Below are 18,797 nucleotides of genomic sequence, written 5' to 3'. Positions count from 1 at the left end.
ACAATATATTGTTTTAGAAGTAAGTCATTTCATTTAGTTAAGAACCTAATAGATTCTAACGGTCAACAATACACGAGTTTTAGAAGTAAGTCATTTCATTTAGTTAAGAACCAAACATTTGTCCAGACATCAAAGGATTAGGGTTTTAGAAGTAAGTCATTTCATTTAGTTAAGAACCGATATTAAAGCTAGAATCATTGAAACAACTGTTTTAGAAGTAAGTCATTTCATTTAGTTAAGAACCAATGGAATACTGATCAGATACCAATGTCGAGTTTTAGAAGTAAGTCATTTCATTTAGTTAAGAACCTAAATACGCATTCAATTGTTTACGTTGACCGTTTTAGAAGTAAGTCATTTCATTTAGTTAAGAACCATTTGAAAGATTCATGTTTCCCATTCTGGTGTTTTAGAAGTAAGTCATTTCATTTAGTTAAGAACCCTGAGTAACCACGCTTTACTAATTCTTCCAGTTTTAGAAGTAAGTCATTTCATTTAGTTAAGAACCCAAAACAATAATAAAGAATTCAACGATGATGTTTTAGAAGTAAGTCATTTCATTTAGTTAAGAACCATTTCAATGTAACTGATCAGTATCAAGATAGTTTTAGAAGTAAGTCATTTCATTTAGTTAAGAACCACGGTCTGCCTATGTATAGGGTCTCTAATGGTTTTAGAAGTAAGTCATTTCATTTAGTTAAGAACCTAATCTTAAGAACACCTTGAGCTCCATCAAGTTTTAGAAGTAAGTCATTTCATTTAGTTAAGAACCCATGGGTTGGAAGAACATCGAATTACCTAAGTTTTAGAAGTAAGTCATTTCATTTAGTTAAGAACCAATTATTCTAGACGATTAGAGGTGGTGGTTGTTTTAGAAGTAAGTCATTTCATTTAGTTAAGAACCGGAAGCAAGCGTCATTTAAGGGTGAAGAACGTTTTAGAAGTAAGTCATTCCATTTAATTAATCATCAAGTCTAAATTATTAGCATAAAAAAGGAGAATCGACTCAGGCAATTGAGTTGATTCTCCCTTTTCATACCTATTCTTCTTCATTCAAAACCTGTTTAATTGCATCATACCGATAACCTTTACTCATCAAGTAAGTAATCAATTTGGAACGGCTATCATATCTATGACTAACTTTATCAACCATCTTACGAAGATTTTCCAATTCGGTATCGTCATCTTTTTCCAAATCTAAGTTATCAATTGCTTCATTGACAATATCGCCACTATACCCCTTTTGATACAATCCTTGTTTTATCTTGGTCATTTGCTGCTGAAATGAAGCTCGGCGTTGTTTCCTAACTTGCTTCTCAGCAAATTCAGTTGCGTTATCCAACAATTTTTCTTCATCTATTTGTGCCATTTTATCTTGAATGATCAAGTTAGGAACACCTTTTTGAATCATTTTTTGTTCTATGATCTTGGGCCCATTTATGGTCGTATTAAGTTGTGTATTGATAAAACTATTAGCATAAGATTCGTCATCTAAATAGTTTAGATCGGCTAACTTTTTTAATACAGTATCAATAGTTGGATAATCATATTCTTTCTTAAAAAGATAATCTTTTATCTCTTTTTTTGTCCGCAACTGATAACTCAAATAATTTGCGGCATCCCCATACGCTTTATTGATATTCTCACGATTCTTTATTTCCTTGATCTGAGAATCAGTCAATTCTTCATCTTTCATCAAACGAAATTCGACTAATGTCGCTTCAGATACGGGAAATGCATAACTTCCGTCAAGAAAAACATTATATCTACCTTTTCGTTTTTGTGCTTGGACCTTCGTTACTTTTGCCAATATCCTTACCTCACATGTTATACTCAAGTGTAAGTTTAACCTAGATTTGAAAAAAGGAAAAATAATGAATACAAATATTACAAGTGAATTAAAAGTTGGGGATCGTTTCCCTTTAACAATTAAACGTATCGGAATTAACGGCGAAGGTATCGGCTTTTTCAAGCATGTCATCGTCTTTGTCCCTAAAGCTGTTCCAGAAGACGTTATCGTCTGTGAAATCGTTGATCTACATGAAAAATTTATCAATGGTAAAATCCACAAACTCAGAACTGCTAGTCCCTTCCGTAATCCTGATGTTCCCGAACTAGCTAGTGAAGTTGGCGGTTTGGAATTTGCCCACATAAAATATGAGGATCAACTGAAATTTAAAGCCGACATTCTTCGTGAATCCTTGAATAAATACAAACCCTACGCTTATGAAAAATATAATATCAAACCAACCGCTCCTTCTGTTCAACAGGAGAAATATCGTAATAAGGCACAATTTCCAATTCAAGAGGTTGATGGCAAAATTCTTTGCGGATTATACAAGAATGGTACTCAAGAACTTGTAGATTTAACGGAAATGCCTACACAAATGGATTTAACTATGTCGGCCATGAGAAAACTCGTTGATATCATTAAAGAACTTGGAATCCCAGTATTTAATCCTGAAAAAAAATCAGGAATCTTGCGTATGATCGTTATCCGCGAATCAGTGGAATTTAACAAGTTGCAAGTAACCTTCATTACACGCTCACAAAAGTTCCTTAAAGAGCGTCAAATTATTGAAAAAATCCAATCAGAGATACCAGAAATAAGTTCGATCTCACAAAATATCAATACTGACGACAAGGGTAGTGTATGGGGTGACGAAACTAAATTGATCTGGGGCGATCAATATCTTCAAGAAGATATCAATGGGTATATCTTCAATCTATCTCCTCGTGCCTTTCTACAACTAAATTCGCTTCAAACTGATAAACTGTACGATTTAGCAGCTCAGGCTCTAAACCCTAATGCTGAAGACGTGCTACTAGACGCATACTGTGGTGTCGGTACTATTGGCATCACTTTGGCCGATCGCGTTAAACACGTTTACGGAATTGAAATCATCCCTGAAGCTATCGAGGATGCTAAAAAGAATGCGGAAATGAACGAAATAAAAAATACTGATTACTACGTCGGATCAGTGGATCAAGTTTATCCACAGTTGTTGACAGATGATATTCACCCCAATGCTGTTATTGTCGATCCTCCACGTGTTGGACTAGATGACAAATTAATTGACACTCTATTACGTCATCGCTCTGAAAAACTAGTTTATATCTCATGTAACCCATCCACTTTGGCTAAAGATCTAACTAGACTAACTAATAAATATCGTGTCGAATATCTTCAACCTGTTGATATGTTCCCACAGACTCCACATGTAGAAACAATCGTAAAACTTGCTCGTAGATAAATTTAAGGGACAATCAAATCCAAAATTGGATTTGATTGTCCTTTTGTTTAGCGCTTACAAAGATTAATATATAATTATCGAATAAAAAGGGGCGTATATTATTATGGATAAAACTTTACCTGCTGTGGCACTTGGAACTTGGGCTTGGGGTGCAGAGAAGGCCTTCGGTGATAATTTAAACGAAGAAAAATTAAAACCAGTTATTGATTCAGCAATGAAAATGGGATTAAATCTTTGGGATACGGCAGCTGTTTATGGAATGGGAATATCTGAAACTGCTGTTGGCAACCTGTTAGAAAACTATGATCGAAACGCCTACTATATCTCAACAAAATTCAGTCCACAAATTGCTAGTGACCACGAAAATGCCATGGAAGAAATGCTTGATGGAAGTCTAAAACGTTTAAAAACTAACTATGTAGATCTATATTGGATCCACCGTCCATCTGATGTTGAAAAATGGACTAAACAATTGATCCCGCTTGTGAAATCAGGCAAAATCAAGCATGTTGGTGTTTCTAATCACAATTTAGCTGAGATAAAACAAGCTGAAAGTATTCTAAAAGAGTCTGGGATCAAACTGGCTGCGGTTCAAAATCACTTTAGTTTGTTGTACCGCTCATCAGAAAAGGCTGGGATCATCGACTACTGTAATAAACATGATATTACTTTCTACTCATACATGGTCTTGGAACAAGGAGCTTTGAATGGTAAATATAATACTCAAAATCCATTACCAAGCGGTTCTGATCGTGCGGAGAAATACAACAAAATGCTACCAGAAATTGAAACATTAACTACTGAAATGGCAAAGATCGGTAAAAAATACAATGCCAATGTTGCACAAATTGCTGAGGCTTGGGCCATAAACAAAAATACCACGCCAATCATAGGTTTAACTAAAGAAAAATATCTAAAGCCTACAAAAGAAATGATCGATATAAAATTAACTGATGATGAAATGAAAAAATTAGAAGATCTTGCATCTGCAACCAATGTCGAGACAAAAGGCTTCTGGGAGAATGCTATGATTTAGTCCAAATTCACTTTATTTTGAATAAAGTCCATAGCCGAGATAACTTGATTTATTTCTTGGTCGGATAATCCTTTAAAGAGCTGATCAACTTGTTGATCGGCTCTTTTATTGATCGTATTCAATGTGTTGTGTCCCAGAACCGTCAATGTTAATAATTTTGAACGTTTATCTGCATTATCGATTGTTTGTTCGATGTACCCTCTTTTTACTAGGCTCTTTAAAACTCGACTCAAATAGCCTTTATCAATATCTAATAAGGCGACTAGTTCATTGGCCGTCTGAAGTTTATTTTCATATATTTCTAACAAAAGTCGTGATTCTAAAACAGTCAAACCAGTTCCTAAATGATATTTATTAGTAAGTTGAAGCGTTCGTGTGTAAAAACGATTAAATTCTCGAACTTCATTAATCTTATCGGCATCCATAGTTGATTACTCCCTGTATTTGGTTGACAAAAACAACTAACGACATTATCATTAAAAAAGTTGCTTTTGTCAACTAATTAGGAGGCTTATTTAATGTCGAAAGAAACCAAGCTATCACTGTGGATCGTAACCATAGGGAGCTTTTTTGGAGTTCTCAGTTCTACTTTGATGAGTACAGCGTTGCCTTCAATTATGACAACTTTTGGAATCACTGCTTCATCTGGTCAATGGCTAACAAATGGATACATCATGGTCAATGCCATTATGATTCCCACAAGTGCTTTTTTAATGAAAAGATTCTCTTTTAGAAAGCTATATTTATTATTCTCAATTATATTTCTACTAGGGACTATCTTTGGAGCCTTCGCTCAACAATATGTTCTTTTGATTGTTGGTCGAATGATTCAGGCTATTGGTGCCGGAGTTATGATGCCGCTTGTAAATGTTTTGGCTATGAGTGAAGCATCAAAAAAAACTCGTGGTGCCCTAATGGGAATAATAGGTCTAGCATTTAACTTTGCACCAGTAGTTGGGCCAACTCTATCAGGGTTTATTTTGTCACAATTTTCATGGAGATTTCTCTTCATCTTCGTAATTCCTTTTACTGCCATAAATATTATTTTAGCAATTTTATTTCTACCCGGATTATCCAAGAAACAAGCTGTTAAATTTAATACCTTTGGACTTATCTTATCTAGTTTTGGATTGTTATTCTTACTATTTGGATTATCAAACATCGGAACAACCAAAAGTTTGTCATTCCAAGTTATTGGTTCAATAATTGTCGGTTTAATCATTCTGACGATTTTTGTTCTTACTCAAACTAAAGCTAGAAGTCCCTTTATTAATTTAAAGGTTTTTGGGCATCAACAATATGATGTTGCGACCGTCATAAACATGCTCTTAATGATCACAATGTACGGAAATACCATAATCATTCCCCTACTAGTCCAAAATGTTATGCATTACAGTGCATTGATCTCTGGACTAGTAGTTTTACCAGGAGCCACCTCAACGGCCATTTTATCACCGATCAGTGGCCGTTTGTATGACAAATTTGGTGTCAAACGATTAGTTGTGATCGGTTTATCGATCGATGTAATTGGTACAACTCTGCAATCGTTTATTACTAGAGATACATCTATCCTGATGGTAACCTTTGGACAATTTGTTCGTCAGCTAGGATTAGTTTTAGTCCTCATTCCCATTCAAACTCACGCCCTATCATCTGTACCAAACTTGATGATTTCTGATGCTGTGGCGATGTTCAATACATTACGTCAAGTAGCGGCCTCTATCGGAACGGCCATTTTAGTCGGCATCATAAGTGTGACTGAGAATTTAACTCCAACTCATCATTTAGCTGGTGAATTAAGCGGGATCAAAGTCGGTTTTGTAGTCTCAATAGGCATGATTTTGTTATGCTTGATTATGAGTATATGGTTAAAAACTGAAAATGAATTTGATTAATTTCAATAAATGAGGTAAATGATGAAATATATAACTCTAAATAATGGCGTAAAAATGCCACAACTTGGACTAGGCGTATTTCAGATTGAAGACTTTGATACTGCCAAAAAAACAGTTTTAACTGGATTGAAGAATGGATATCGCTTAATAGATACTGCTACTGCCTACAAAAATGAATCAGCTGTTGGCGAGGCCATTAAGGAAAGTGACATTAGGCGTGAAGATATTTTTGTAACTTCTAAACTTTGGGTCCAAGATATGACATATGATGGTGCTAAACGTGGATTTCAAAGCTCATTAGATAAATTAGGATTGGATTATATAGATCTATATTTATTACACTTACCTATTGGTGATATTTTCGGTGCCTGGCACGCTTTAGAAGAGCTTTATGAGACTGGTAAAATCCGTGCCATCGGCGTATCTAATTTTGAGCCATCCCGTCTGGTAGATTTTATCCACTTCAATAAAGTCATCCCAGCGGTTAATCAAATCAAATTGAATATTTTTAATCAACAAACTGAAATAAGAGAATTTATGCACGACTACGATATTAAATTAGAAGCATGGGGACCATTTGATGAGGGTAAACACAATATATTTAAAGATCTCTTGTTAACTAAAATTGGTGAAAAATATCAAAAATCCGCTGCACAAGTGGCCTTGCGTTGGATCATTGAACAAAACGCCATCGCCATTCCTAAATCAACACACGAAGAACGTTTAGTTCAAAATATGGATATATTTGACTTTTCATTAACGGATGAAGATCTAAAAGAGATATCAACTTTTAATATTGACAACAGTCGTCTAGGATATCACGATCCTGAGGAAGTTTCTCGGATCTTGGATTTAGAATTCCATTAAACGACGTACGATTCTGATTTGGAAAAAATTAATCTAGATTACTACAAAAAATAATAGGTCCTAGATATACATATTAAATACGTATATCTAGGACCTATTTTTATATCTATAAATAAAACAGAACACTAACATAAATTGAATTTAAATCATAGTCTGCCAATCACGACTCCATAAAATACCCATCGTTTTTTCACCCGTATGAACACTGATCGATGGTCCTAGGTGACTGATGGTAACACGGATATCCGGAAAAGTTTCATGTAACTCATCGGCCCATGCCTCCGATAAAACCTCATTATTAGCATCAATTACAGTTGCATGAATTTTATAATCCACTTGTTCTATATTTTTTTGTAATTCTAATAACATCAATCGCAAACAGCGTTTCATGGTTCTTTCCTTACCTATTGCGATGATTTTCCCTTCTTTGTTAAAGGTTAGTAGAGGTTTGATATTCAATAAATTACCAATAACCGCTGAGCGATTACTCAAACGTCCAGTTCTCATTAAATGTTTCAAATCATCTACTGCAAAATAAACATTAGAAGTTTCTCTTAATTTTTCCAATTCTGGAACTATTTCTTCTGCTTCTTTGCCATCCGTTGCCAGAGCTCCGGCAAGTAAACATAGATTTGCTTCACCAGCACTAGCGGCTAATGAATCCACTGGAAATACTTTGGCACGTGTATAACTCTTGCAAAACATACGTAAGTTATCCATAAAAGAAGTTATTCCACTCGATAAATGAATTGAAATGATTTTATCCACACCATTATCAACTAGCCTGTCATATGCTTCTTCAATTTGTCCCATTGAAACTTGCGATGTTGTGGGTAACTCTTTTTCATTCTTTAGATAATCATAGAAGGTTTTGAGATCAAGTTCCTCAGTTTCTTTATATTGTTTGCCATCCAAAATAACTGTAACTGGCAGAACAGTAATGTGATATTTCTTAATTTGTTCAGGTGTTAAGTACGCTGCTGTATCTGTCACAACTGCCGTTGTCATAGATTGTCCTCGTTCCTTATATCAAATTTAATACAAAAGTAGTGATTAAAGCATAACACAAAAACAATTTTTTCTAGAATATAAATACCCGACTTTATGAAAAATTACCATATAGGGGCAAATATTAAGCCACCCCAACCGTGACCGAATTTTGTTCGTGATAATGCTTTTAACTGTTGGTATATTTCCATAGATTTATCGGAAAACTTATAATCCTGTCTGGAGAGGTAGATAAAATCATACTCCATATTATCAATTGCCTCCGGAACTTCCTTAACCTTAGAAGAAATTTTTTCTGATTTATTTATTTTTATATAGGCAGTCAAAACTGCTTTTTTAGCAAATTCATTATCCAAACTAAAATTGAGTTCATTTAATAATTTATTGATCGAATTGATTTTTTCAATTTTTTTCATTATTGAATTCCTCCATCTTTCCTCGATAATATTATATCTTGGTAGGCTATGAATACTACTATTTTAGACACTTTGTCAATTTTTAATTGTCATTTTTAATCTAAATTAGAGTCGATATAGTAGCCAAACCAATTATCCATTAATACCATAATATCAATAAAAACGTAATTTTTTATTGACAACTGTGCAGTTCTAGATTTATTATGTGTCTAACTTAATTTTAATAAATTTCTAATCAAAGGAGGTACTACTCATGATGTTATCAATTATTATTTTAATTATTGTGTTAGTCATTATTAAAAATATCAACTTGCATTCTAGTTGTACCTTCAATAGAGGACTTTTCTAATCCTCAATTGATCAGAAGCTAATGAATGATCAAGTTGATATCTATTCAACTTGGTCATTTTTTATTTTAAATTAAGAACACATTTAAGGAGATAATTATATATGGCAAAAGCAGATGCATCAAAATTAGATTGGAATAACTTAGGTTTCGCATATATGGATTTACCTTACCGATTTCTAGCAACTTGGAAAGACGGAGAATGGTCAGATGGTGAATTAAGCGAGGACAATACTTTACATATCAGTGAAGCTTCTACAATTTTACATTATGGACAAGGAGCTTTTGAAGGGTTAAAGGCGTATCGAACACCTGACAACAAAATCCAATTATTTCGACCAGATCAAAATGCAAAGAGATTCCACAATTCCTGTGAAAGATTATTAATGCCATCATTCCCCGAAGATAAATTTATTGATGCAGTTAAACAAGTAGTTAAGGCAAATGCAGATTTTGTTCCTCCTTATGGTACTGGCGGTACACTCTACTTACGTCCCTTAATGATTGGTATTGGTGATCAAATCGGTGTTCATCCCGCACCGGAATATTTATTCACCGTCTTTGCACAGCCAGTTGGAGCCTACTTTAAAGGTGGAATGACTCCAGTTAACTTTACCACTTCACAATACGATCGTGCCGCACATAAAGGTACCGGTGAAGCTAAGGTTGGTGGTAATTACGCTGCCAGTCTATTACCAAATAAAAAAGCTGCTGCCAAAGGTTTCGCAGACTGCGTCTACTTAGATCCAGTTGAACATAAGAAGATCGAAGAAGCCGGTGCCGCTAACTTCTTTGGTATCACAAAAGATGATGTATTTGTCACTCCGAAATCACCTTCTATCTTACCCAGTGTTACAAAGTATTCATTGCTTTGGTTGGCTGAACACAGATTAGGCTTAGGTACAGAACAAGGTGATGTCTACATTGACCAATTAGATAGATTTAAAGAAGCTGGTGCCTGTGGTACTGCTGCCGTAATCGCACCAATTGGCGGTATCGAACACGAAGGCAATTTTCACGTCTTTTACAGTGAAACAGAAGTAGGACCAGTTACTCAAAAACTATACAATGAATTGACAGGAATTCAATTCGGTACCGTAGAAGCTCCAGAAAATTGGGTACAGCAAGTAGACTAAAAGAATGAGGGTATGATTATTATGAGAAAATTCGGAGTTATTGGCGTAGGACACGTAGGAGTTACCGTTGCATATACATTAGTCACCAAAGGAATTGCCGACGAACTTGTTTTGATCGACAAAAATCAAGATTTGGCCGTAGCCGAACAACTAGACTTACAAGATTGTCAGGCTCGCCTAGATACAATGACAAAAATTAAGATTCAAGATTATAGTGAATTAAAAGATACCGATGTGTTATTCGTCACTGCTGGAAATATTCACGCTTTGGATAATAATTCAGGAAATCGTTGGGCTGAATTTGAATATACTAGAGAAATCGTTAAAGATATCGCACCCAAAATTGCTAAATCAGGTTTTAATGGCGTTTTAGTGGACACTATGAATCCTTGTGATGCAATTGCTCAATATCTTCAAAAAACAGTCGGATTCACTGCCGAGCAATGCTTAGCTACCGGAACATTCTTAGATACAGCCAGAATGCAACGTGTTGTTGCCGAACAATTCGGAACTAACTCAAAGAACATTGGTGGTTATGTACTAGGTGAACATGGAGAATCACAATTTGTAGCCTGGTCGACCGTAACAGTTAACAATCATCCCCTAAAAGAATATGCCACATCAAAAGGAAAACATTTAGACCTTGATAAATTAGAAAAAGAAATCAGACACGGCGGTTGGGCCATCCATTCCGGAAAAGGTTATACCAGTTTTGGAATCGGCACATGTGCCGTCAAGTTAGCACAATCAGTTATCTCCGATGCACAACTTGAATGTCCAGTTTCAACTTACAATAAGAAGTACGATACATATTTAGGACAACCCGCCGTAGTAGGAAAAGGTGGCATCCAGTATGTTAATGAATTACATTTGACCGATGATGAAGAAGCCAAGTTAAAAAATTCTGCCGATACAATTAAAGAAAAATTTGCCACTATGTATCAGAGAGTGTAGAGATGGCGGTTAGACCTTAAGCATTGCCTAGAACATTGATTGTAACAACTCCGTTGGTGCGATTGTTGGTCGTAGCAAGCTCTGAGGTCCGCCATTTTTTTAGCTTATTTAAACAAATCAAAAGAACTCGATCTACTTTGATAACAGAGTAGATCGAGTTCTTTTGTTCTAATAATCTAGAAAAACATTTTACTAACAACAATCATAAATCCTAATAAAATGACTGATACAGCAGATGCGGCAAAAACGGCTTTTTTACCACTAGTCAAGAATACTTTAAAATTTACACTCATACCAAGTGCGGCCATTGCCATTCCCAAAATCAAATAGGCCAATTTAACTAATCCATTCAAAATATTACCTGGCATTGGAATAAATGTTCCTATAATACTGGTCAAAATAAAACCACCCATAAACCAGGGAATTGGTAATTTTTGTTTGTCTGTTGATCCTTTGGATTCCGTTTTCTGGTACCAGATTCCAATAATCAATGCTGCTGGTGCTAACATCAAAACTCTAGATAATTTTGTAATGATGGCCGAACTCAAACTAACCGCTCCTCCGGCACCACCGGTCGCAATTGCATGGGCTATTTCATGTAGTGAACCTCCCGCCATAACTCCAAATTGCATAGAACTCATATGGAGCAGTGGTTTAATGGCAATTTCAATCAATGTAAAAATTGTTCCCAAAATGGCTACAATCGCCACGGCTAGCACTTCATCGTCCTTTTTCTGTGATTCCTTATCAGGACTAACTTTAATCTGTGGAGAAACACCCATAACCGCGGCCGCACCACAAATACCGGTTCCACTGGCAGTTAGGATTGCCAATTCTTTATTAACACCCAGTTTTCGCGCAAAATTATAGGTTAAAATAATCACCCCTGTCACGACGATCATGGCTACTAAGATAGTTTTGACCCCGGCATTAGCCAAATCGATCAAGTTCAATTTAAAACCCAATAGAATAATTCCCAATCGTAAAAATTTATTAGAAATGAAACCAATCCCCGAACGAGCCTTATCGATCGTCGGTTGATGAATTTGAAATATCATTCCCAACATTAAAGAAATCACTAAGGCTCCAATAATTGTTAAATATGGCAAACCACCCAAAAATGTTCCCAATACAGAACACATTAATGTAAGAATAAATGCATAATAAAAACTTCTAGTCTTAAAAACTCCCATAATCATATTCCTTTCTCTATTAACATGATTTAAATGATAATATAGAAATGATATAAGTAAAAATTAGTAATTATTTTTATACCATAAATAATACTTATGAGGTAATTATGTTAGATAAAAGATTTAAAACTTTAGCTATCTTGTCAGAGACTCTTTCTTACACTAAAGCTGCACAGCTTTTATTCGTCACACAACCTGCAGTTTCTCAGCAAATAAGTTCTCTGGAAAATGAATTGAATTTAACTTTAGTAACTAAACACAATAATAAGATCAAAATGACTTCATCGGGAATCGCACTGGCCGACTATGCTAAAAAAATTTCTTTAGAAAGTTCTCGTCTGATCGATTCACTGCAACATGAGAAAAATTCAAATCAACTAAAAATGGGCTGTACTCTGTCACTAAGCACCACCTTACTACCCGAATTTATCAAGAAATTAACCGGCAAATTCAGGATCACCACAACCGAGATCAATAATACTGAACATGTTCTAGCAAAAATACGTGATGGAAAAATTGATTTTGGTTTAATCGAAGGTAATTTTAATAAGAAGGAATTCGATTCAATTCAGATCAAACGTGAACCTTTTATCTGCGTAGCCAATCACGAATTAACCTTTGAAAAAGCTATTTCAATTGATAAATTATTTGATCAAAATATTTTGGTTAGAGAACCTGGCTCAGGAAGCCGTGATATTTTAGAAAATTGGCTGGCAATTCAAAATTTTCAAATTCATGATTTTCAAAATGTTTCTGAAATATCTAGTCCGACAACTATTATTCAATTGTTAAAGCAAAACTTGGGGATAAGCTTCATGTACAAATCACTTGTGGAAAACGAACTACAACACGGATTGTTAAATCAAATTTTGATCAAAGGGTTTAATATTGAACATCCCATTAATTTGGTATTTTTGAAAGATAGCTATTTTATTGATATGTATCGTGAGGTCGCTTCCGATTTCGAGTAATTCCACCTGTTAAGCGACCGTCTCAAGCCTTGGTCTAGGGACTCAATTTTGAAATTATTATGTTACAAAAGGAGAAACTCAAACAAAAAACCATAACTCCCAAAAATATAGGAATCATGGCTCACATTTTAATTACATTTTTTACTATACCAATCGAGCCAAAAGGAGAGTGTGATCCGGCCAGATTACGCTCTCACGTAGGCGGAACACCAACCTACAAATCCAGTTTATAATCAGTAAGAATAGGTTCACGTTTATCATGAACATCATGGAAATACTCATACTCAGATATTCCCGAGAAAGACCCTACTATATTATAGATATTAGAATAACCAAGATTATTTAATGCTCTAACCATATTGTAACTTCTCTGACTAGTTAAGCAGTGAATATAAACTGGTTGGTTCTTTGGAATTTCTTCCAAACGATCGCGGAATTGGCTCAATGGAATATTTAGCGATCCTTTAATATGCCCTTGTGCATACTCATCTGGTTCACGAGCATCAATAATAAAGGCATCGTCTTCAACCAATTTACGTACACAGGTCATGGGAACTTGTTTAAATTCATCATTCAAAATATTGGTTGCTACTAGTCCGGCCATATTGACGGCATTCTTGGCGGTACTAAACATAGGTTGGTAACACAACTCAAGATTTTGTAAATCTTCTACATGTCCATGCATTGTGATCATCGTAGCTATCACATCAATCTGTTTGTCAACTTGGCTCTTGCCCACAGCTTGTGCACCTAAAATTTCTCCTGTTGGATAATTGAATACTAACTTCAAGAAAATTGGATGAACGTCTGGCATCAGCACAACTTTATCTTTAGGTGCTACCATGGCTACTCGATAATCAATGCCATTATTTTGACACTGTTCTTCACTCAATCCAGTAGAAGCAGCATTCAATCCAAACACACCAATAACTTGTGATCCAATAACACCATGCTGTTGTACTAAACGTCCATAAACATGGTTAACTGCATCACGTGCTTCAATTTGAGCTGGAAACGCTAAATCTAATCGTTCCTTTTTCTTAGTTATCATATTGACGACTTCGATCGCGTCACCAACGGCGTAGACATGTGGTAAATTAGTTTGATAATTTTGATTAACGGCAATTGCTCCAGTTTTACCGATTTTAACACCAATTTTTTCAGCTAAAGTTGTTTCTGGTTTAACACCCACTGCCATTATTACCATTTCTGTGGGAACGTTCTCCCCAGAATCAAATACTACAGAATCACCTGTGAACTCAACCACTTTGTGGTTCAATAGCAAATTAACACCGTGTTCCATTAACTGTTTGTGAATAATCTGAGCCAAATCGTCATCCATATTCTTTAGAACATGTTTGGAAGATCCAACTAAAGTAATATCCTTTCCAGCTTCGACCAAGTTCTCAGTTACTTCCAAGCCAATAAATCCAGCCCCGACAACCGTAATCTTCTTAACTTGATGTTCATTTATATAATCGTATATCTTTCTAATATCAACGACGTTTCTAACTGAAAAGACATTTTCATTCTGAATACCCTTTATGTAGCTAGGCATCTTAGGCACCGCACCTGGTGACAAGAACAATTCATCATAATCATAAGTCTCAATACTCTTAGTAACTAGATTCTTTATCTGAACCGTTTTATTTTCAGCTGATACATCAATAACTTCTGTATTAGTGACAGCATTAATATTATATTGGTTTTTGAACTCTTCTGGACTCATTAAAACAATATCATCAGCATTTTCAACCGTTCCGCTTAGATAATATGGAAGTGCACAATTTGAAAATGAAACATCTGGTCCCTTTTCAAACATTGTGATTTCAGCATCTTCATCTAATCTTCTAACCCTCGCTGCAACTGACGCACCACCGGCAACGCCTCCAACAACAACAATTCTTTTTCCCATTTTCCTTCACTCCTTAAATGAGGTTGCACACATATATAATTTAGAACGAACTAAAGAAAGCTCTTACATTCCCAGCATACTTCATTCTGCAAGATTTAGCCATAAGAAATCAGTTCCTTCTACTAATTCTCCATGCTAAGATATTATTAATAACTCAGAAAAGAGGATTTATATTGAAAATCTATTTTGCTAATGGCTTATTTTCTCAAGCTGACAGAATGTATAATGAAGTAATTGTTAAACAAATCCGTGAAATGTCCGAAAACATTGAAGTTTATCTTCCTCAAGAAAACGGAGATATCAACGATAAAACAAAATTTGCTGACTCGATCAAGATTGCTGAAGAAGATAACAAGGAATTACTCTCATCTGACTTAGTAGTTGCCATTCTTGATGGTGAGGTCATCGATATTGGTGTAGCATCAGAAATTGGCTTAGCTTTTGGTAAAGAGATCCCCGTTCTTGGACTTTATACTGACCTTAGACAGCATGGCGCCGAGAACCCAGAGAAATTAAAAGCTATTGAAGAAATTGGCGAAAATCCCTTTCAATATGTCAACACTTACACCATTGGTCTAATCAAGTTGAACGGAAAAGTTGTTAACACGATTGATAAATTATTGGTCGAAATCAAGGCGTATGCCTAAAATAATTTTATAAATAATGATCTTTTTAGATTTCAATAGTATTACATGTCTTTTACAGTTGGATTATATCCAACTTTTTTTATGTCATGCGTTATATGATGTTTCTCGTAAGAAAATTCGTTAAGCCAAAAAGGCTTCAAAGTAATTCGGGGGACATATCTCAATGAGAATCAAAAAATTTGCAGTATCAGTTTTAACCGTAGCTTCACTTGCACTTACAACATTTGCCGCAACAGGTAATGCTGTTCAAGCCGCAGTTTCAGTTTCTAGCACAGACGGTGTGGTCTATGTTACAAATACTAATGGCGCAACAATCTACAACGAACCTTCAGTTGATGGTGATATTACAGTTGGATCAGCCTCACTTCAAAATGCTACAGCATGGAAGATCGATAAAACTATTACACTTGATGACGCTACTTATTATGAAGTAGGTACAAATATGTGGGTCAAATCATCAGATATTTCTTTTGATGCTCCACAAACAAATACAACAACACAAGGTTCTAGTGAATCAAGTAATGTTAACAAATGGATGTACGTTCAATCAGATCAAGGTAACGTAAACCTTTATGATTCACCAAATGGTTACTTTAATGGTAATTCTGTATCAGACGGTTCAGGTTTTGAAGTCTACGATCAATATACAGATAACAGTGGTCAAGTTTGGTATGATCTTGGTGCCGGACAATGGATCAAAGCTGAATTCATGACAGAAGAACACGTATCAGAAACAGTTACTATGAATGCTACTGCCTATGATCCAGCTGTATTAGGCTCAAACATGGGTTACAGCGGTGTTGCTGCTAACTTATCAAAATATCCTAAGGGTACACATCTAAAGATTACTGATGGCAACGGTACTGTTTATGACCGTGTTGTTAATGACACAGGTACATTTGCATACAGCAATCCTAACCAATTAGATATTGCTATGCCTAACTCACAAGCCCTACAATTTGGACGTCAAAACGTTACAGTTCAAGTAATTAAATAATTAGTAATTAAATACAAAAAGGTATTTCTACAGTATTATATGTAGAGATACCTTTTTTTGTACCCGTGGGAGGATTTGGTTTGAAAAAAACAATATTACTCGTTGAAGATGAGAAGAGTCTAGTCGCATATTTAGAACCTGAACTGCAATTTGAAGAATACAATGTTATAACTGCTAAAGATGGCGAACAAGCCTGGAATCTATATCAGGAAGATAAAGATAAAATTGATTTAATAATACTTGATTGGATGTTACCAAAACTAGATGGACTAGAAATCTTACGACGTATCAGACGCCATTCAAAGGTACCAGTAATAATGATGACAGCTAGAGATTACATTGGCGATAAAGTTGCCGGTCTTGACAGTGGTGCTGACGATTACATTACCAAGCCATTTGATATTGAAGAATTGTTGGCCCGTATTCGCGTCATCATTCGACACCAAGATGACACTAAAGATAATCAAGAAACGTATCAGATCAATGACCTGATATTAAATACAAAATCACGTCAAGTAATTAAAAATAATCAGGATATTCAACTAACCCAAAGAGAATACGATTTACTATTAATATTATTGCAGAATAAAAATCAAACTCTGACCAGAGATGAATTATTAGATAAAGTCTGGGGAATTGATTTCGACGGTCAACCTAATATTGTTGATGTCTATGTTAGGTATTTGCGTAATAAAATCGACACTGATCATCATCAATCCATAATTCAAACAATTCGCGGTGTTGGTTACATATTAAGGGACGACAATAATGCTTAAAAAATTAATAAATAAAACGAATTCCAGTGCCGGAAGAATCACAAAAGTATATGCCTTGATCCTTTCATTAATAATAATTCTGATTGGGTTATCCTTAATGGTCACAGTCGGATATCAATTGATCCAATCAAGGATAAACGATTCAAATAATATGATGGATAGTTTACAAAATTCATTTATAGATGGAAAATCCGACTGGACTCGCTGGAAAAAAATCAATGATACTGACAATGACGAAACTTATGTAAAAGTATATTTCACTAAGAATAATAAACAGCACATCTACTATTCAGAAAATACAAAGGAGTTTGAAAATAATACACCGAAACCTAGAACCATTTTCAATTCATTCCAATATAAAGATAATCATCAATTCTTTTATCATCAAACTAGTTACAATCGTGGAATTCATTACGAAACATGGACTAGTCTGCATAATGTTATGCATATCTTTCATCTGATTTTTGATGTTTTATTATTTGTCATGATTTTTGGATTTGTAATTGGGGTTTGGTTAATTTCAATACTATCCAAAAAATTGAATAAACCGCTTGAAGATCTAACCGCAGCGACTCATGAGATCAATCAATCCAAACTATCTTATGACACTCAACTACCAGTTCCAGATAATCCTAAAGAGGTTCACGATTTAAGTGACGAATTCAATCATCTGCTAAATCAATTAAATACACAGGCGATTCGTGATCATCAATTTGTTTCAGATGCATCACATGAATTACGCACACCTTTAACTGCTATTCGTGGTCATATTAAGCTTATTGATCGCCATGGGAAAACTAATCCAGAGATAATACCCAAGTCATTGAAATTCATTGATAGTGAATCCTTGAGAATGCAAAAGATGGTTGAAAGTCTTTTACAGTTATCTAGAATGGATCATGCTACTACTGACAAAAAGGATATTGATCTATCTCAACTAATAAAAAATACCTTAGATGATTACGAAAACGAGATCACACAAAAAATAACTCGTAAAATTCCCGATCACATTTTTTCGTACATTAATGATGATAACTTTAAACAAATAATTATTGCCCTATTAAATAATGCTAGTAAATACTCAGATTCAAACGGCACAATTGTCATATCGATTGAAAAATCAGATAGTATTAGAATAAAAATTGCTGATAACGGTATGGGAATTCCAGATACTGAAAAACCGGAAATATTCGAACGATTCTACCGTGTTGACAAGGCCAGATCACAAGATATCCCTGGTACTGGTTTAGGACTATCGATCGTCAAAAAACTGGTAGAACTGAATAATGGAATCATTTTTGTAAAAGATAATATACCTAAAGGAAGTATATTCATTATTGAATTACCAATAAATAACCATTAATTCTGAGAATTTTTCAGAATTTA

17 protein-coding genes and 1 CRISPR repeat array (1 of these 18 cut by a window edge) are annotated in these 18,797 nt (G+C 34.9%); of the genes, 11 read left to right on the top strand and 6 right to left on the bottom strand.

Annotation, left to right across the window (positions count from 1 at the left end; genetic code table 11):
- Window positions 1-970: a CRISPR direct-repeat array (repeat unit 36 nt; unit sequence GTTTTAGAAGTAAGTCATTTCATTTAGTTAAGAACC); it reaches 188 nt to the left of the window's first position.
- Window positions 971-1,039: 69 nt separating this feature from the next.
- Window positions 1,040-1,810, bottom strand: a complete 771-nt coding sequence (gene recX / locus EKM64_RS03000; protein WP_125675462.1) for a recombination regulator RecX — start codon at window positions 1,808-1,810, stop codon at window positions 1,040-1,042.
- A gap of 64 nt (window positions 1,811-1,874) precedes the next feature.
- Between recX and rlmD the strand changes: the two genes are divergently transcribed.
- Window positions 1,875-3,254: a 23S rRNA (uracil(1939)-C(5))-methyltransferase RlmD gene (gene rlmD / locus EKM64_RS02995; protein ID WP_125675459.1), complete on the top strand. Its 1,380-nt coding sequence runs from the start codon at window positions 1,875-1,877 to the stop codon at window positions 3,252-3,254.
- Window positions 3,255-3,357: 103 nt separating this feature from the next.
- Window positions 3,358-4,290, top strand: a complete 933-nt coding sequence (locus EKM64_RS02990; protein ID WP_125675457.1) for an aldo/keto reductase — start codon at window positions 3,358-3,360, stop codon at window positions 4,288-4,290.
- On the opposite strand, the gene EKM64_RS02985 is transcribed toward EKM64_RS02990, so the two are convergent.
- Window positions 4,287-4,715 carry a MarR family winged helix-turn-helix transcriptional regulator gene (locus tag EKM64_RS02985; RefSeq protein ID WP_125675455.1) on the bottom strand — a complete coding sequence of 143 codons (429 nt, stop codon included), beginning with the start codon at window positions 4,713-4,715 and terminating at the stop codon, window positions 4,287-4,289. The genes EKM64_RS02990 and EKM64_RS02985 overlap by 4 nt on opposite strands.
- Window positions 4,716-4,808: 93 nt before the next feature.
- On the opposite strand from EKM64_RS02985, the gene EKM64_RS02980 reads away from it, so the two are divergent.
- Both EKM64_RS02980 and EKM64_RS02975 read left to right on the top strand, forming a co-directional pair.
- Window positions 4,809-6,185 carry an MDR family MFS transporter gene (locus EKM64_RS02980; protein WP_125675453.1) on the top strand — a complete coding sequence of 459 codons (1,377 nt, stop codon included), beginning with the start codon at window positions 4,809-4,811 and terminating at the stop codon, window positions 6,183-6,185.
- 21 nt (window positions 6,186-6,206) lie between these two features.
- Complete coding sequence (locus EKM64_RS02975) at window positions 6,207-7,052, top strand: aldo/keto reductase (RefSeq protein ID WP_125675451.1); 846 nt, start codon at window positions 6,207-6,209, stop codon at window positions 7,050-7,052.
- Between the two features lie 141 nt (window positions 7,053-7,193).
- Here the strand turns inward: EKM64_RS02975 and EKM64_RS02970 are convergent, their stop codons facing one another.
- Complete coding sequence (locus tag EKM64_RS02970; protein ID WP_125675449.1) at window positions 7,194-8,060, bottom strand: DegV family protein; 867 nt, start codon at window positions 8,058-8,060, stop codon at window positions 7,194-7,196.
- A gap of 104 nt (window positions 8,061-8,164) precedes the next feature.
- Window positions 8,165-8,476, bottom strand: a complete 312-nt coding sequence (locus EKM64_RS02965) for a hypothetical protein (RefSeq protein ID WP_125675447.1) — start codon at window positions 8,474-8,476, stop codon at window positions 8,165-8,167.
- Between the two features lie 450 nt (window positions 8,477-8,926).
- Between EKM64_RS02965 and EKM64_RS02960 the strand changes: the two genes are divergently transcribed.
- Window positions 8,927-9,958 (top strand): branched-chain amino acid aminotransferase, encoded by a 1,032-nt coding sequence (locus EKM64_RS02960; protein WP_125675445.1) that lies wholly within the window; start codon window positions 8,927-8,929, stop codon window positions 9,956-9,958.
- 21 nt (window positions 9,959-9,979) lie between these two features.
- On the top strand, window positions 9,980-10,912 hold the full coding sequence (locus EKM64_RS02955) for an L-lactate dehydrogenase (protein WP_125675443.1): 933 nt from the start codon (window positions 9,980-9,982) through the stop codon (window positions 10,910-10,912).
- A gap of 176 nt (window positions 10,913-11,088) precedes the next feature.
- Here EKM64_RS02955 and EKM64_RS02950 read toward each other — a convergent pair whose 3' ends face one another.
- Window positions 11,089-12,105, bottom strand: a complete 1,017-nt coding sequence (locus tag EKM64_RS02950; RefSeq protein WP_125675597.1) for a YeiH family protein — start codon at window positions 12,103-12,105, stop codon at window positions 11,089-11,091.
- Between the two features lie 107 nt (window positions 12,106-12,212).
- On the opposite strand from EKM64_RS02950, the gene EKM64_RS02945 reads away from it, so the two are divergent.
- Entirely contained in the window at window positions 12,213-13,076 is an 864-nt protein-coding gene (locus EKM64_RS02945; RefSeq protein ID WP_125675441.1) for a LysR family transcriptional regulator, read from the top strand.
- A 214-nt stretch (window positions 13,077-13,290) separates the two neighbouring features.
- On the opposite strand, the gene EKM64_RS02940 is transcribed toward EKM64_RS02945, so the two are convergent.
- Complete coding sequence (locus EKM64_RS02940; protein ID WP_125675439.1) at window positions 13,291-14,991, bottom strand: FAD-dependent oxidoreductase; 1,701 nt, start codon at window positions 14,989-14,991, stop codon at window positions 13,291-13,293.
- 173 nt (window positions 14,992-15,164) lie between these two features.
- Here EKM64_RS02940 and EKM64_RS02935 point away from each other — a divergent pair, with 173 nt between their 5' ends.
- The 4 genes from EKM64_RS02935 to EKM64_RS02920 all read left to right on the top strand — a co-directional run bounded on the left by EKM64_RS02935 (window position 15,165) and on the right by EKM64_RS02920 (window position 18,774).
- Window positions 15,165-15,638, top strand: a complete 474-nt coding sequence (locus EKM64_RS02935) for a nucleoside 2-deoxyribosyltransferase (protein WP_125675437.1) — start codon at window positions 15,165-15,167, stop codon at window positions 15,636-15,638.
- Window positions 15,639-15,801: 163 nt separating this feature from the next.
- A complete protein-coding gene (locus EKM64_RS02930) occupies window positions 15,802-16,635 on the top strand; it encodes a 3D domain-containing protein (protein ID WP_125675435.1) in 834 nt (277 codons plus the stop codon).
- A gap of 80 nt (window positions 16,636-16,715) precedes the next feature.
- Window positions 16,716-17,411, top strand: a complete 696-nt coding sequence (locus tag EKM64_RS02925) for a response regulator transcription factor (RefSeq protein WP_125675433.1) — start codon at window positions 16,716-16,718, stop codon at window positions 17,409-17,411.
- Window positions 17,404-18,774, top strand: coding sequence for a HAMP domain-containing sensor histidine kinase (locus tag EKM64_RS02920; RefSeq protein WP_125675431.1), 1,371 nt, complete (start codon window positions 17,404-17,406; stop codon window positions 18,772-18,774). Before EKM64_RS02925 ends, EKM64_RS02920 begins: the two co-directional genes overlap by 8 nt.
- The last annotated feature ends 23 nt before the right edge of the window (window positions 18,775-18,797 follow it).

The sequence above is a fragment of the Companilactobacillus keshanensis genome, assembly GCF_003946205.1.
GTDB classification, from domain to species: domain Bacteria; phylum Bacillota; class Bacilli; order Lactobacillales; family Lactobacillaceae; genus Companilactobacillus; species Companilactobacillus keshanensis.
Note: the sequence above shows the minus strand (reverse complement) of the source record. Positions and strands in the feature narration are given on the sequence as shown.